The 15836-nt window shown below is 42.4% G+C and carries 18 protein-coding genes; 8 read left to right on the forward strand and 10 right to left on the reverse strand.

Annotated elements, in window-relative coordinates; all coding sequences use genetic code 11:
• The 3 genes from secG (at window position 1) to groL (ending at window position 2476) form a co-directional block, all read left to right on the forward strand.
• Entirely contained in the window at window positions 1-363 is a 363-nt protein-coding gene (secG, locus tag ACLI08_RS11465; RefSeq protein ID WP_411428628.1) for a preprotein translocase subunit SecG, read from the forward strand.
• A 160-nt stretch (window positions 364-523) separates the two neighbouring features.
• Window positions 524-799, forward strand: coding sequence for a co-chaperone GroES (gene groES / locus ACLI08_RS11470; RefSeq protein WP_411428629.1), 276 nt, complete (start codon window positions 524-526; stop codon window positions 797-799).
• A 45-nt stretch (window positions 800-844) separates the two neighbouring features.
• Window positions 845-2476 (forward strand): chaperonin GroEL, encoded by a 1632-nt coding sequence (gene groL / locus ACLI08_RS11475; RefSeq protein WP_411428630.1) that lies wholly within the window; start codon window positions 845-847, stop codon window positions 2474-2476.
• A 73-nt stretch (window positions 2477-2549) separates the two neighbouring features.
• On the opposite strand, the gene ACLI08_RS11480 is transcribed toward groL, so the two are convergent.
• Window positions 2550-3449: a YARHG domain-containing protein gene (locus ACLI08_RS11480; protein ID WP_411428631.1), complete on the reverse strand. Its 900-nt coding sequence runs from the start codon at window positions 3447-3449 to the stop codon at window positions 2550-2552.
• Complete coding sequence (locus tag ACLI08_RS11485) at window positions 3446-4114, reverse strand: DUF2306 domain-containing protein (RefSeq protein WP_411428632.1); 669 nt, start codon at window positions 4112-4114, stop codon at window positions 3446-3448. The genes ACLI08_RS11480 and ACLI08_RS11485 overlap by 4 nt, the downstream gene beginning before the upstream one ends.
• A gap of 341 nt (window positions 4115-4455) precedes the next feature.
• On the opposite strand from ACLI08_RS11485, the gene ACLI08_RS11490 reads away from it, so the two are divergent.
• A complete protein-coding gene (locus ACLI08_RS11490) occupies window positions 4456-4608 on the forward strand; it encodes a hypothetical protein (RefSeq protein WP_411428633.1) in 153 nt (50 codons plus the stop codon).
• A gap of 46 nt (window positions 4609-4654) precedes the next feature.
• Here the strand turns inward: ACLI08_RS11490 and ACLI08_RS11495 are convergent, their stop codons facing one another.
• The 6 genes from ACLI08_RS11495 to xrtF all read right to left on the reverse strand — a co-directional run bounded on the left by ACLI08_RS11495 (window position 4655) and on the right by xrtF (window position 9297).
• Window positions 4655-4987 (reverse strand): hypothetical protein, encoded by a 333-nt coding sequence (locus ACLI08_RS11495; protein ID WP_411428634.1) that lies wholly within the window; start codon window positions 4985-4987, stop codon window positions 4655-4657.
• A gap of 151 nt (window positions 4988-5138) precedes the next feature.
• Entirely contained in the window at window positions 5139-5480 is a 342-nt protein-coding gene (locus ACLI08_RS11500; RefSeq protein WP_411428635.1) for a heavy-metal-associated domain-containing protein, read from the reverse strand.
• Between the two features lie 30 nt (window positions 5481-5510).
• Window positions 5511-7766, reverse strand: coding sequence for a TonB-dependent receptor domain-containing protein (locus tag ACLI08_RS11505; protein ID WP_411428636.1), 2256 nt, complete (start codon window positions 7764-7766; stop codon window positions 5511-5513).
• 74 nt (window positions 7767-7840) lie between these two features.
• Complete coding sequence (locus tag ACLI08_RS11510; protein WP_411428637.1) at window positions 7841-8269, reverse strand: HYC_CC_PP family protein; 429 nt, start codon at window positions 8267-8269, stop codon at window positions 7841-7843.
• 52 nt (window positions 8270-8321) lie between these two features.
• A complete protein-coding gene (locus ACLI08_RS11515; protein WP_411428638.1) occupies window positions 8322-8768 on the reverse strand; it encodes an exosortase F system-associated membrane protein in 447 nt (148 codons plus the stop codon).
• Window positions 8746-9297, reverse strand: a complete 552-nt coding sequence (gene xrtF / locus ACLI08_RS11520) for an exosortase family protein XrtF (protein ID WP_411428639.1) — start codon at window positions 9295-9297, stop codon at window positions 8746-8748. The genes ACLI08_RS11515 and xrtF overlap by 23 nt, the downstream gene beginning before the upstream one ends.
• Before the next feature lie 79 nt (window positions 9298-9376).
• Here xrtF and ACLI08_RS11525 point away from each other — a divergent pair, with 79 nt between their 5' ends.
• The 3 genes from ACLI08_RS11525 (at window position 9377) to ACLI08_RS11535 (ending at window position 12755) form a co-directional block, all read left to right on the forward strand.
• The gene (locus tag ACLI08_RS11525; protein WP_411428640.1) at window positions 9377-9838 is read left to right on the forward strand and encodes a GAF domain-containing protein; all 462 of its coding nucleotides are present in this window, start codon (window positions 9377-9379) and stop codon (window positions 9836-9838) included.
• A 186-nt stretch (window positions 9839-10024) separates the two neighbouring features.
• Window positions 10025-10294: a 30S ribosomal protein S15 gene (gene rpsO, locus ACLI08_RS11530; RefSeq protein ID WP_411428641.1), complete on the forward strand. Its 270-nt coding sequence runs from the start codon at window positions 10025-10027 to the stop codon at window positions 10292-10294.
• A 142-nt stretch (window positions 10295-10436) separates the two neighbouring features.
• Window positions 10437-12755: a polyribonucleotide nucleotidyltransferase gene (locus tag ACLI08_RS11535; protein WP_411428642.1), complete on the forward strand. Its 2319-nt coding sequence runs from the start codon at window positions 10437-10439 to the stop codon at window positions 12753-12755.
• Between the two features lie 382 nt (window positions 12756-13137).
• Here the strand turns inward: ACLI08_RS11535 and ACLI08_RS11540 are convergent, their stop codons facing one another.
• Window positions 13138-13950 (reverse strand): purine-nucleoside phosphorylase, encoded by an 813-nt coding sequence (locus ACLI08_RS11540; protein WP_411428643.1) that lies wholly within the window; start codon window positions 13948-13950, stop codon window positions 13138-13140.
• Entirely contained in the window at window positions 13913-14950 is a 1038-nt protein-coding gene (gene lpxK / locus ACLI08_RS11545; protein WP_411428644.1) for a tetraacyldisaccharide 4'-kinase, read from the reverse strand. The genes ACLI08_RS11540 and lpxK overlap by 38 nt, the downstream gene beginning before the upstream one ends.
• Window positions 14951-15284: 334 nt before the next feature.
• On the opposite strand from lpxK, the gene ACLI08_RS11550 reads away from it, so the two are divergent.
• Window positions 15285-15770 (forward strand): hypothetical protein, encoded by a 486-nt coding sequence (locus tag ACLI08_RS11550; protein ID WP_411428645.1) that lies wholly within the window; start codon window positions 15285-15287, stop codon window positions 15768-15770.
• Window positions 15771-15836: the final 66 nt, after the last annotated feature.

Raw genomic sequence — 15836 nt, forward strand, 5'->3', positions numbered from 1 at the left:
ATGATCGATTTCACTATTTTTTTAGTACTTATTACCATAGTTAGTTTTCTGCTGGTTATTGCAGTTATGGTTCAAAACCCTAAAGGCGGAGGCCTTTCTTCAGCAATTGGTGGCCCTCAGATTATGGGTGGTGTACAAAAAACCACAGATTTCCTGGACAAAAGTACCTGGACTCTTGCCACAGTACTTGTAGCGTTAATCATCTTTTCTAGCTTAAGTTTCAGGACCAGTACTTCAGGCAGCGACATTATAGATGAAAGCGCTGTACCTGCTGCTCCGGCTCCGGCTGCTAACGGTGCTGCTGCCCCGGCTAACGGTGCCGCAACTACACCGGCTGCTCCGGCTGCACAACCCCAGAAATAATACATTCTGTAAAAAATAATATATTAAAATGCCAGCTCCTGACAAGCTGGCATTTTTTTATGGAAAAATTGACAGTTTTTATAATTGGCACAGTTTCTGAAAATCATAGACCGACTAAAAAACTTTATTTAAAAATAACAAACAAAAAATAAGAACACGTATGGCTTTAAACGTTAAACCGCTTTCAAACCGCGTTCTGGTAGAACCGGTAGCTGCTGAAACACAAACAGCTTCAGGTCTTTTTATACCTGACACTGCCAAAGAAAAACCTTCTAAAGGTGTTGTTGTGGCCGTGGGTAACGGTTCAAAAGACTATGAAATGACCGTAAAAGTAGGCGACACTGTACTGTATGGAAAATATGCCGGTACAGAGCTAAAATTTGAAGGTAAAGATTATCTTATCATGAAAGAAGACGAAATCTTCGCTATCATCTAAGGATTGTTTAATTGTTTGACAAAAACCATAAAAGAATAACTAAAAATGGCTAAAGAAATAAAATTTGACATTGAAGCACGCGACGGGTTAAAACGCGGTGTTGATGCGCTTGCAAATGCTGTAAAAGTAACACTAGGGCCAAAAGGCCGTAACGTAATCATTAGCAAATCTTTTGGCGGACCTACTGTAACTAAAGACGGTGTATCTGTAGCTAAAGAAATTGAGCTTAAAGACACCCTTGAAAACATGGGTGCACAAATGGTTAAAGAAGTAGCCAGCAAAACAAATGACCTTGCGGGTGATGGTACTACTACTGCTACCGTTCTTGCTCAGGCTATTGTAAAAGAGGGCCTTAAAAACGTAGCAGCCGGTGCTAACCCTATGGATCTTAAGCGTGGTATAGACAAGGCTGTTAACGCTATTGTAGGCGAACTGGCTAACCAAAGCAAAGAAGTAGGCAGCACATCGGAAAAAATTAAGCAGGTAGCTTCTATCTCTGCAAACAACGACGAAAGCGTAGGCGAACTTATAGCCACCGCGTTTGGCAAAGTAGGTAAAGAAGGCGTTATTACTGTAGAGGAAGCTAAAGGTACAGATACTTACGTAGATGTAGTAGAAGGTATGCAGTTTGACCGTGGTTACCTATCAGCTTACTTTGTAACCAATTCAGAAAAAATGGAGGCAGAACTAGACAGGCCTTATATTTTACTATACGATAAAAAAGTTTCGTCAATGAAAGACCTGCTTCCGGTACTTGAGCCGGTAGCACAAAGCGGAAAGCCGCTTCTTATCATTGCCGAAGATGTAGATGGCGAAGCTCTTGCTACCCTTGTAGTAAACAAACTACGTGGTGCGCTTAAAATTGCTGCTGTTAAAGCTCCTGGATTTGGGGACCGCAGGAAAGCACTTCTAGAAGATATTGCTATACTTACAGGCGGTACTGTAATTGCTGAAGAGCAAGGATACACACTTGAAAACGCTACACTTGACATGCTGGGTACAGCCGAAAAAGTAGTTATAGACAAAGACAATACTACAATTGTAAATGGTGCCGGTACCGAAGATAACATTAAAGGCCGCGTAAACCAGATTAAAGCCCAAATAGAGTCTACAACAAGCGACTACGACAGGGAAAAACTACAGGAACGCCTTGCCAAGCTTGCCGGTGGGGTAGCCGTACTATACGTAGGTGCTGCCAGCGAAGTGGAAATGAAAGAGAAAAAAGACCGCGTAGACGATGCGCTTCACGCTACGCGCGCTGCTGTAGAAGAAGGTATTGTAGCAGGTGGTGGTGTAGCCCTGCTACGCGCTAAAAAAGTACTTGGTAACATTAACGCAGAAAATGCAGATGAGGCTACAGGTATACAAATTGTATCTCGTGCTGTAGAGGCTCCGCTACGTACCATTGTAGAAAATGCAGGCCTTGAAGGCAGTGTAGTAGTGGCAAAAGTAGCTGAAGGCGAAGGCGACTTTGGTTACAACGCTAAAACTGACGAGTATGTAGATATGCTTGCTGCAGGTATTATTGACCCTAAGAAAGTAACCCGTGTAGCGCTTGAAAACGCTGCTTCGGTTGCCGGAATGATACTTACTACAGAGTGTGCTCTTATAGAAGTTAAAGAAGAAAACGCCGGCGGCGGTATGCCAATGGGCGGCGGTATGCCGGGCATGATGTAATATTGTGCTTGTTTAAACATAAAAACCGGGCTGCTTATTAAAGCAGCCCGGTTTTGTTTTATAATATTTTATATTAACGTCCAAAGCTTTCGTAATAGTCTTCGGCGTACTGCTCCATGCGTTTAAGCAGGGCAATGTTCTTTTTCTCCAAAGCAGACAATTGCTTATCTACATTGTTAGAAACCGGAACATACCAGTCGGTCATTTCAAAGAAAGAGCGAAGATTACTTCGTTTAAAAGAGTAACCATGGCGCGCAAAAACGGTATTCCTTAAAATCTCTAAATCTAACTTCCGCAGGTTTTTCAGCATTTCTTCTGTAAGCACCTGCGTAGAGGCATTGTACTTAAATACCTCATCTGAAGCTGACCTGTAGATTTCTTCCACAACCTTTTCTTCATTTCCCTCATCATCCTTGTAAATGGTATCATGCTGTTTGCCTTCTGTCCAGTCTACAAGTTCGGTATCTGAATCAATCATATAGTTTGGGCTATACTTAAAGTGCTTCTGCACAAGCTCTATCTTCTTTACCATTACTCGGATTTCATCTCCCGCGTAAGGCTTCCAGTACCCTCTAAGGGTATCATTTTTTAGCTGAAGCTCATATAGGCCCGCATCGTCCATAGTCCCGGGCTCGCGAAGGTTAAAAATCAACTTTCGGTTACCTGGTGTGCAAGTGCCTTCAATGGGTTTTACGTCGCCTCCCACTATGCTTATGCCGTACACTTTATCGTTTACAATACGGTTTATTTTAAGGCTTATGGTAAGCCCCTCCTCACCTACTTTAGTGGTGTCGCCTTCGGCTATACTTTCATAATCATCACTCCTATACCCTGTCCAGTAGCCATAAAGCGGCTTATACGGTTCATTATTAATTTCATGGTAGGCAATCATTTCCGGCTTTCGGAGCTTTTTTTCTTCCTTGCAAGCCACCAAGGCAAGCATCGCTATGACAAGCAAAAGCATTTTTTTCATTTGGCTGCTATTTGTTTGGTTTTATAATATATAATCAGTTCGGCAATAATAAGATTAGGTACCCACCCCATCCAGGCTATGATTTTATAGGTATCCATAGGCGGAAGGTGCAGTAAAGTTACAATAATTACCTTCCACATACGCAGCGTAACTGCCGATAGCGTTAGGGCGTAACTCCGTATCATATAGTGCTTATGGGCTATAATGTTTTGCTGTAATATGCTTTTCATGGCCATAAATGTGCTCGCCCACCATATAATGCTTAAAATAACAAACGAAGCTATGGCGGTGTTCCCTCCGTTAGCATGCATACCCATGTAAAGCCCGCTGGGCGCAGAAAACAAAAGTATAAGGCTTACATACATGTAGCCCAAAATACGATGGATATGTTTTTTAATTTTCCCGGCAACGGTAAAAAACTGTATAAAGCCAAAAAGCAAAATAAAAATGCTGGTATAAACATGGGTGTAAAACACGTACCGATACCACGGCAGGGTAGTAACCTCGGTTTGTTTTATCATAAGAAAAGCTACGTTAGTGCTGTACGGAATGTATTCCAAAGTAAGACGTAGCATAAGCCAGAAAAAATAAAAAAAAAGCACGGCAAGGATAATGTACCCTATGCTCTGCTTCTTTGATATATTGATTAAAAATGGTTTTGGCATACGCCAAAAATACACTTTTTACCCCATGAGAAATTCTGCAAACCCTATTTTATTATGCACAAAAGAGGCTATGAGACCATTTGTTATATATGGCAAAAAAAAACTCCCAGGCCTTTAGGAAGCCAGGAGTTTTTGGAACCAACTAATTAAAAAAACACTTGTGCTGTATAAACAGCTATTTAAAAAACTTGAGAAAATTACAGACTTTAAAAACATCCCGGCGTTGCGGCCCCGGGATACTTGTAAAAAACCAACCAATTAAAAAAACACCCTGATAATTCACAGGAAGACTGCCGCAACAGCCGCAATTAAATAATTTGACTATATGAAAGATTACTCTAATGAAAAAAGGAATACCGACAGGCAAAACAGGCATGCCCATGCGCCGGTATTCCGGGCAATTAACAACTTTATTTTATGTAACCACAAACGTGCATAATCAGCACCGCTGGGGAAACAGTAAAAGTGACAGAAAAATAGAAATGATTAAATAACAAGAATTTGATTAGTATGCAGGTAGCATAACTAACGTATTGTATACTATAACAAATAGGATTTCCAGTTGCAGTACAAATCGTACAAATGGAATGACGCTATTGTATACGCTATGCCTTTAGGGCTGGTATTTTCTATTTGATATACGGTAGTAGCATGTGGTAATTGTATTGAAAAATCAGGTAATACTGCAAAATCAACATCATCTGCGTCGTTATCATCCTGAACATCAAATACAGAAACTACAGCACCTGTATGCTTTCCTCCTATACAGGTCTTTGTTTTGCTGTGTGAAGCCGCTTTTAATACCAACACATTTGCAGTAAAACCTTTAGCAAACGCGCTAAAACAAAAAAACAGCATCAGCAACAGTGCCATTGCACCTTTGCCTTGTATCGCTATTTTTTTTTGTACTGCTCATAGTGATTGATTTACAACGTCCAAATTACTACATTTAGAGATACGTTTTACAACTTTTTTCTTAAGAAAAAGCCCCGAATCTTAAGAAACGAGGCTGTGTAAAAAGTAGTTAGCTGCGCTTGTACTGGCAGCAGCTGTGCAGTTTATTATACGCATCATCTGTAGCCTTAACCTTGTCTGTATCGTGGCCACTTTTTGCAACGGCTTCCCTTACCTGGTCTGTAGTGCATTTGTTTTCATCTATAATTATGTGCAGGGTTTGGTCATCTTCATGCCATTCGGCAGATTTTACCCCTTTAACCGTATAAGCCGCTTTTTCTATGCGATGCTTGCATTGGTCGCAGTTGCCCTTAACCTCTACATCGTGTTTGGCATTTTTGCTTTTCTTTTCCTGTGCCTGCAGGGTAACTCCGGCAAACACCACTAATAATACTAAAAGGAACTTTTTCATGGTTGTTATTTTTATTATGTGTTTAAAAAATTATTTGATCTTAAATCGTAAGCCCGCGTAATACATTTGCCCGAAAACAGGCCCGTATACTAAAGTAGTATCAAAATACGGCCCAAAAGCATCGTCTGCGGCTACAATAGCGTTGGCTTGTTTGTAGTTGGTAACATTTTCGCCGCCGGCATACATTTCAAACGTGCTGCTAAACGTGCGTGTTACCTGAAAATTAACCGTACCGAACGATGGCGCATAGTCACCGCGCTGGTAGGCTACAGGATTACTGCCTGTATATGGCAGGCGCTGTTTACCCAGTAGGTTATAAGTAGCATCAAACTTCCACTGCCTGCCTTTTTCTTTAATATGCGTTTCATAGGCTATGTTAGTAAAAAAGCGGTGCTTTGCCTGTAAGGGTTTTTCAAACCTGCCCGATGTATAATCGGTTTGTATATCATAATACTTATAGGCTGTACGGACATTAAAATGATGCGTAATCTCGTAATTAAGATCTACCTGAAGGCTGTTTGCAAAACTGCTGCCTTTGAGGTTGTAAAATGACACGAATTGCGGGCTTGCAAACACATCAACCACTACTTGGTTTTGGAAATCAGTACGATAAAAATCCACCGCAAACTCCGCGTTTTTGCCAAATAAAGTAAAACCCTGAACAAAACTGGCGCCGTAATTCCATGCGATTTCCGGGTTTAACCCATAGAGCTTTCCTCCCTCTGCCGCAACCGTAAATACACGCGAAGAGCCAAAGTACTGTTGGTTTTCGGCAAAGATGTTGGCAGCCCTTTTACCCCTTCCGGCAGACAGGCGAAGGGTTCCCTTTTCCCACGGATTGTACTTAAGGTGTAGCCTTGGTGTAGCAAATGCGCCTAAACGGTTATGATAATCAAACCTGCCACCTAATACAAGGCTAAAATTATTTGCATTATCGTAGGTATATTCAAAAAAAGCACCGGCAGAATTGTCTACACGGTCGAAGTTTCCGCCAAACCTATTAGCGTATATAAACGCAAACTCATTATACTTATCGTAGGTAGCACTAATACCGGTAGAAAACTTGTTCATAGTATTGTCTATAATAGAGCTGAAAATAAGATTGGCATAGCCGCTTTTCTGGTCAATATCGTACTGGCTAAGACCAAAGTACGAAGCCTGTTTATGGTAGTTAAATGAGGTTTGCAACCCTATGCTCTGGTACGGCATATCAGGCCATACATAGCCCAGTTTTGCCGAAGCATCTACCTTATCAGTATTAATTTCACTACCCCAGTGGTGTGTGCTGCCCTTATCCCTTTCTGGGTCAAAACTTACCATACCCGCCTGCTTTTCATCGCGCATGTAACGCAGGTTAATGAAGCTAACCCAACCTTTTTCGGCATCGTGGTACTGCCAGCGGTTCATTACATTTACCTGCTTACCCAACGGGTTATCCAGGAAATGATCGTGATTCATGTCGTATTTCCCTACACGAGTGTTACCATGCACAAACAGCAACGTGTTCCACTTGTCCGACACTTTTTGTTTAATGTGAGCATTAAGTTCGTACCGGCCTCCCATACCTGCATAAAGGTTGAGGAAAAACGGTTCGCTTTTTTCCGGCTTAATTAGCTCGTAGTTAATTTGCCCCGAAATACTCTCGTACCCGTTAATCACCGGCCCGGCACCTTTAGTTACCTGAATACTCTCTACCCAGGTTCCCGGCACAAAAGTAAGCCCGTATGCCTGGCCCGCACCGCGTATCGATGGCAGGTTTTCTTCAGATATAAGCAGGTACGGACTGGTAAGCCCCAGCATTTTTATTTGGCGCGTGCCGGTTAACGCATCGCTAAAGTTTACATCTACCGATGGATTGGTTTCAAAGCTCTCTGCTATGTTACAGCAGGCGGCCTTAAGCAACTCCTTGCTTCCCATGGTACTGGTGTTTACCGCAGTGGCCTGGTTACGCCGTAAGCTTGAGAGGGTTTTATCTACAGTTACCTCACCGAGTTGCTGTGCGCTGTCGGGTGTCATTTTATGGTTTATTACCTGCGGTGTGTGTACATGTAGAGTATCGGTTTTAAAGCCAATGTAACTTATAACCAGCATCATATTTCCCTTAGAAAACGGAATGGAAAACGCTCCGGTATCGTTTGTAGAGGTTGCAATGGTAGTATTGAGCCAAAACACATTAGCTCCGGGTAGCGGCTGGTTCTTTTCATCGAGCACCTTGCCGGTTACGGTTTCCTGGGCGCTTACAGTATACCAGCCAAGGAAACATAACATCAAAAAGATTTTATGCATAAAAAATGAATTTCAATAGTAAATGATACAATTTGCCCAATAAAGGTTGGACATCAACGTAAAAACTATGAAATTCAGGCGTAGAAGATGTATTGGCAATAGAGTTTGTAACGCGGCGGCGCGTGGGTTTCCACATAAAATGCAGGTGCATTTTGCGGAACACGGTTTACAGCTACACGAGCCGGTGCAGGGTTACTGTAGAGTTCAGACACATAAAAAACACCCAAATCCAACTGTAGGGATTTTACAAGGGTCTTATCTGAATTATCCTGAATTTTTAGCACATTGTGCTTACAGCAACTTTTCTTAGCAACCTTAACCGCCTTGGCGCAACACATTTTTTTATGTTGCTGCTTCGGTATACTGCAATGCTCTTTTGCCTTATAGCTTAACGAAACCGATGATACCCTGCCGTGGCAGTAATGCACATTTAGTACCAACCCTATATTGGCAAACAATATAAGGGCAGACAATAATGTACTTATGTATCTTTTAAGTTTCACGGTTACAAAGGTATAAAATAAACAATGTGCAGAAGCTGGCAGCGGCTATAAATTATTGTTTCAGGTATTTTTGGTAATAAAATGCAGGTACGAATAGCAGCAACGGTAATGGCTGCATAAGGAACCTGCGTATGTAAAAAATCAGTTTAAAGGATGGCACATCGGCTTGCAGCACTATATATAATAATAATGCCAGTACTACAAAAAGCAGAGCATACAACACCGATGTGAGTTTGATAATTGCCTTATCTTTAAACATTACCCAAAGTATGGCTAATGACAAAACGGTATTTAGCACGTACCTGAAAAAGTAATACGCAAACAGCCTGAAGCCATCATACGCCGGCAGCGCCTGCTTATCGGCTACGGTTTTGTGGTAAAATGTTATAAACGGGTCATAGAACAACTGTTGCTGAAACATTCGCACAGCCAAAAGCAGCACTATTAATGCTACTATAAGCATCCAGCTTACAACACTAAGCTGTAGTTTTTTTTGCATTGGTATAAATTTTTAGCACCCAAAACACCCACAACACAAAAACCACCCCGTAAATAAATGCCGGGAAAAGAATATCGTGCAGAAAGTTCCAGTATTGCGGGTAGTAGTAACCTGCCTTGGCTATAAGTGCAATACGAAATATATTAAGGACATGGATTATAACGAGCCCCGATACAATATATAACACGGTACGCTTTACATCTACATAAAATGCCACAATAAACGCGGCAAACAATATCATAACACTTACTGCATTACAGCCTTCTACCACACGGGCTATGTATTTGCCGTTTACGTAAAGCTTATCGGCAGCATCGCGGGAGTGCGGAGCGGTATGAGAAGCATCTCCCAGCCAGCACACCATTACAGACGACTCACGCGCTACCTCATGGGTAATGCCATCGGTTTGCATTTCGGCAGGATTAAACTGCGACAGATATAGCCAGTAAATACCTGAAAGCACTATGTATGACAGCGCAAACCTGAGCAGGAACATTAAAAATGGCTTATTATCTTGCACTATACCCATACCCTGTTTTTTTAACAAAAATATATAAATACACTATGGTTTACTAAGTACCTTTGCATAAATTTTTGATTTAAGATTTATGACATTTGAAGAACTTCAGCCAAAAGTAACCGACATACTGCACCACGACAATATACTTCGTGAAGACAGACTGCTACAACTGTGCCATTTGCTTCGCGACAACATAGATTATTATGACTGGGTAGGCTTTTACTTCCGCAACGGAGATAAGGAAGAACTTATACTGGGCCCCTATGCCGGCGAACCTACAGACCATACTGTAATACCATTTGGTAAAGGTATATGCGGACAGGTAGCGGTAAGCAATAAAAACTTTGTAGTGCCAGATGTAACTGCACAAGACAACTACATAGCCTGCAGCATTACTGTAAAAAGTGAAATTGTAGTGCCATTATTTGTAAACGGTAACAACATAGGCCAGATAGACATAGACAGTAACGTACTGGATGCTTTTAACGAAGCAGACGAGCGCTTCCTTGAATTTGTAAACGCAGAGGTGGCGAAACTATATAAGTCATAACGTCGGAAGTCTTAAAGTTTTGAAGTCTTAAATATGAAACTTAATAAATTTTTAAGCTTTAAGCATCTGGACTTTACGACTTTAAAAACTTTTGCCTTTCGACTTTTATTTTAAAAAAAATAACTTACCTTTGCACGCAAATCGGGATACACCCGAATACATAATAATCATTTTAATAATATTAGCATGTACTTAACTAAAGAAGTTAAAGCGGAAATTTTCGCAAAACACGGCCAAAGCGCTACTAACACTGGTAGCACTGAAGGTCAGATCGCGCTTTTCACATTCAGGATCAACCACCTTACAGGTCACCTTAAGGCAAACCGTCATGACTACAACACTGAGCGTTCGCTTGTAAAGCTTGTAGGTAAAAGAAGGAGCCTTCTTGACTACCTGAAAAAGAAAGACATCAACAAATATCGTGAGCTTCTGAAAGAACTTAATATCAGGAAATAATCGAATGAGAAGAGGTGCCCGCGCGCCTCTTTTTGTTTTATAGAAATTTAAGAAAAAGTTTTGGTTTTTCATTGGGTACTAAACAACTACACAACAACACAACAAACAACAACCCATTGTTTAATCAAAAGAAATGCAACGTATGATTCCAAACGTTATTACGGAAACTATTGATTTAGGAGACGGACGCACCATCTCCATCGAAACGGGCAAACTTGCAAAACAGGCCGACGGTTCTGTTGTAATACGCATGGGCAATGCTATGCTGCTGGGTACAGTAGTAGCAGCTAAAACTGCCAACCCCGGAGTAGACTTTTTACCGCTTACGGTAGACTACCGCGAAAAATTTGCCGCTGCAGGGCGTTTCCCTGGTGGTTTCTTTAAGCGCGAAGCCAGGCCAAGCGATGCAGAGGTACTTACCATGCGCCTTGTAGACAGGGTACTGCGCCCGCTTTTCCCGGACGACTACCACTGCGAAACTCAGGTAATGATACAGCTGATGAGCCACGACGAGGAAGTAATGCCTGATGCACTTGCCGGTCTTGCAGCCTCAGCTGCACTTGCAGTATCTGACGTACCTTTTTACACACTTATTTCTGAAGTACGTGTGGGCCGCGTAAACGGCGAATTTATCATTAACCCAAGCAAAGCACAGCTTGCAGAGAGCGACATCGACATGATGATTGGTGCCAGCGCTGACTCTGTAGCCATGGTTGAGGGTGAAATGAAAGAAATATCTGAAGCCGAAATGGTGGAAGCTATTAAATTTGCCCACGAAGCCATTAAAAAACAAATTGAAGTTCAGGAAAAACTTCGTGCAGCGGTAAACAAAGGTTTCCGCGAGTATGAGCCTGAAGCTACTGACGACGAGGTTAAAGCTAAAGTATACGAACTTTGCTACGATAAGTACTTTGCTATAGCACAGGAAAGTTCTGCAAAGAGCGAGCGTTCTGAAAAATTCAGCGCTGTTAAGGAAGAAGTTCTTGCTGCTTTTACCGAAGAAGAAATTCTTGAAAAAAGCGAGCTTATAAAGAAATACCTTTACAAAGCACAGAAAGAGGCAGTACGCAATGTAATCCTAGACCTGGGCATACGCCTTGATGGCCGTAAGACTACAGAGATACGCCCTATCTGGTCTGAAATAGACTACCTGCCTTCTGCACACGGTTCAGCAGTATTTACCCGTGGGGAAACTCAGGCACTTGCCACAGTAACCCTGGGTACATCTCGCGAAGCTAACGTTATAGACCTTCCGTCTGAACAAGGCGAAGAGCGTTTTTACCTGCACTACAACTTCCCTCCTTTCTCTACAGGCGAAGCTAAGCCGCTAAGAGGAACCTCAAGGCGTGAAGTAGGTCATGGTAACCTTGCACAACGTGCGCTTAAGAACATGATATCTGAAGAGAACCCGTACACTGTACGTGTGGTTTCTGAAGTGCTTGAATCTAACGGATCTTCATCTATGGCTACAGTATGTGCCGGTACACTTGCGCTTATGGATGCGGGTGTAAAAATGAAGAAACCGGTATCTGGTATTGCTATGGGTCTTATTTCAGACGACGCTACCGGACGCTGGGCAGTACTTAGCGACATCCTTGGTGACGAAGACCACCTGGGTGACATGGACTTTAAAGTAACCGGAACGGCAGATGGTATTACCGCTTGCCAGATGGATATTAAAATTGAAGGCCTTCGCTACGATATTATGGAGAAAGCCCTTGAACAGGCTAAAGAAGGACGCCTTCACATCCTTGGCAAACTTACAGAAGTAATTGCTGAGCCACGTGAAACTGTGAAACGCCACGCTCCTAAGATTATAATGACTACCATCCCTGGACAGTACATTGGCGCCCTTATCGGCCCTGGTGGTAAGGTTATACAGGAACTTCAAAAAGCTTCAGGTACAACTATCGTTATTAACGAGGTTAACGAGCAGGGAGAAGTTGAAATCCTTGGTACAAGCCCTGAAGGAATTGAAATGGTTCTTAGAAAAATCGACTCTATCGTATTTAAGCCGGTTGTAGGCGAAACATACGAAGTGAAGGTTATAAAACTTCTTGATTTTGGTGCTGTAGTAGAATATCTTGCTGCACCGGGTAACGAAGTACTGCTACACGTAAGCGAGCTTGCATGGGAGCGTACTGAAAACGTAACCGATGTAGTAAATATGGGCGATGTATTTAATGTAAAATACATAGGCATAGACCCTAAAACCAAGAAGGAAAAAGTATCTCGCAAGGCATTGCTTCCTAAGCCGGAAGGCTACAAGGAGCGTGCTCCGCGCGAAGACCGTGGCCCACGCGAAGGTGGTGACCGTGGTGGCTTCCGTAACGACCGTGGCCCACGCGACAACCGTGGTAACGGCAGGGACGACCGTAACTCTCGCGACCGTGGCCCACGCCAAGAACGCAGGGACGACCGCCCACGCGAAGACAAGGGTAACGATACCCCACAAGAATAAGGATTTACTTAAGGTTAATTTTTATATTCAAATAAGGAACCTGCTACATTTTGTGGCAGGTTTTTTTGTTTACAAAACCACATTCAGCGTAACACCTCATGGCATTTAAACTTAATTACCAACTACAGTAGTTTGCTAAAAATCCCCATATATGGGTATTTTCTCCAAAACATTATACCCTTAGTTTTGCAACAATACATAAAACAAATGCCTTAAAAAACAATGATACACCAGTGCAACCGTCCATCATTGCAAAGACATTAAGAGAGGAAGTACATTAACAGTAATAGGTGTTAATGTAAGGGCAAAACCAAGAACCAAAACAAAAAGGCGTGTTTCGTAACAGAAACACGCCTTTTCTTTTATCTAATAATCAGGCAAGTTACCCCTGCACAATTAATTCTTTAATCAGTGTGCGTACTTTAGGCTCGGCTTTAGCAGCAGCTTCAAGTACTTCGGCATGGCTTACGCTGCCCACGCCATCGCTGTCGCCTATATCAGTAATTACAGATACCCCAAAGCAATCCATACCCATGTGGCGTGCAACAATTACCTCGGGCACTGTGCTCATACCCACACAGTCGGCGCCAAGTATTTTAACCATACGGTATTCGGCAAGGGTTTCAAACGTAGGCCCCTGTAACCCCAGGTAAATACCGTCTTTTACATCTATCCCCTGCGTTACCGCTATTTCTTTGGCTTTGCTTATAAGAGCGAGGTTATACGGTTCGCTCATATTAAGAAACCTTGGGCCAAAACGCTCATCATTTTTGCCACGAAGCGGATGTTCGGGCATTAGATTAATATGGTCGTATAAAATCACGATATCACCTACATGATAAAATGGATTTACCCCACCCGAAGCGTTACTTACCACCAGGGTTTCTACACCCAGATACTTCATAACGCGCACCGGGAACGTAACCTGTTGCATGGTGTAACCCTCATAGTAATGAAAACGCCCTTGCATGGCTACTACGGCATTACCGCCTATCTTTCCGAAAATAAGCCTGCCGGCATGCCCTTCTACTGTACTAACGGGGAAATTAGGCAACTCATTATACGGTATCGAATGTTCTATTTCTATATCATCGGCAAAACCGCCCAGTCCGGAGCCGAGTATTACCCCAAACCGGGGCGTAAAGCCGGTACGTTTTTTAATGTAGTCTACTGTTTCTTGTACTTCGTTCCACATAGTTTAAAATGGTTTTATCAAAATCATCACTACCGTTAACAAAACGGCTCATTATGGGCAGGTAAAATAGCCTGTCTTGAGGTACCCTGCCGTTAAGGCGCATATAATCTTTTTCGGTAGTAACAATAGGTTTGGTTTCAGAAAGCTGTATAAGTTCTTTAATTTCTGTTTCGGTAAAGTCATGATGGTCCGGATAGGTTTTAACTACATCGCCTTCCTGGTGTAAATGCTTATAAAACGGTTCCGGCTTAGCAATACCGGCTACCAGCACTTTTGGTTGCGATTTAATTTCGGCTGCAGTAGTAGTAGTGCTTTGGCTATAGACCAAATCATCGTAAGCAATGCAGCTAAAGAAAACTTTTTGACCACTTTCCGGATTGAGCCTTTTTTTAATAGCGTCCTGCTCCTCAGCAGAAATATTTGGCGGGCACTTAGTAACCACTATAACCCCGGCACGTTTTGCCCCCGCACGGCTTTCGCGCAGGTTACCCGCAGGCAGTATAAAATCATCAGCATATATGTCGCCATAAGCGGTGAGCAGTATATAAAAACCTGCCTTTACCTTACGGTGTTGGTAGGCATCGTCTAATAGTATTACATCAGGAACCGGTGAAAGCTTCAGCAGATTAGTAATACCCTCTACCCTGTTAGCATCTACGGCTACGTTAATATGCTGCTTAAATTTGGTATAAAACTGAAACGGCTCATCGCCCAGCATGTGGGCGTCAGCGTTTTCATCGGCTAAGATATATCCGTTTGTTTTCCTGCCATAGCCACGGCTTAGCACCGCAACATTATAGAGCGGAGACAGTAACCGGATAAGGTATTCGGTTTGCGGGGTTTTGCCGGTGCCACCCGTACTGAGGTTACCTACGGCAATAACAGGCACACTAAACCGCACAGACGAAAATATACCCTTGTTATAAAAAACATTACGTACAGCGGTAACCAATCCGTAGAGGACTGAAAACGGGAGTAGTAACAATCGTAGCTTTTTCATAAAAACGCAAAAAATATCCGGCCGTAAAATGCCGGAAACCTATACAAATATAATGGTTTTAGCAGGTACATTTACTGCTGTTAACCGTAAAGTACCTTTTTTACAACATTAGAAATGCAAAGTAATGCAAATTAAACACCTTAAAAGATGACGTATGTCATAGTACCTCCATTAGCCGCTACACTACATGTTTAGGCTATCTGTAAGAAATTGGCACTTTAATCATTACACCATTATTCAAACCAGAAAAAAGCTAAACTTTTAACGGAAAGATTTGGATATAAACATGCTTTTTTATTCTTTTGCTGTTCACAAAACTAATGTGTAGTAAAAAATGAAAAAAATTATACTTTCCCTGGCTGCACTGGGAGCCCTTACACTTGTTTCATGCTCAGAGGAAAACAAATTCCCTACCGTAGCCTATACAGGATGCCAGGTATGTGAAGTGGCAGGCGTAAACCCTGAAAAACCCGAAGATTACGAAATATGTGTTTCTAAAGAAACCGTAAAAGTGGGAGAAAATTCGGTAACTGCAGACATTGTTTACGTAGACGGCGCCAGAACAGGCCTTTCACCGGAAGAGTATTTTTCACTTTACTGCGATAATCAATACAACAGTTCCGGTAGCGGAGGATCTGGAGGCGGCACCGGTACAAACTGCGTTACCTGCGCAGCATATACCAGCAATGGAGTAACCTTACCGGCGCAACAGGTTTGCCGTGGCACTAATGGCAATGCCATTGTAGACGGAATAGACTCTCAGGCTACTTACGAAACATTTATAGCCGCACAGGCTGCACTAAGCAGGGCGTGCCAATAATATACCGTGTAACATACACAAATTAAAAACTGCTTTCGGGCAGTTTTTTTGTTTTGTACCTTTACC

The organism is Flavobacterium sp. RNTU_13 (assembly GCF_046614455.1).
In the GTDB taxonomy this organism is placed as follows: Bacteria; Bacteroidota; Bacteroidia; order Flavobacteriales; family Flavobacteriaceae; genus Flavobacterium.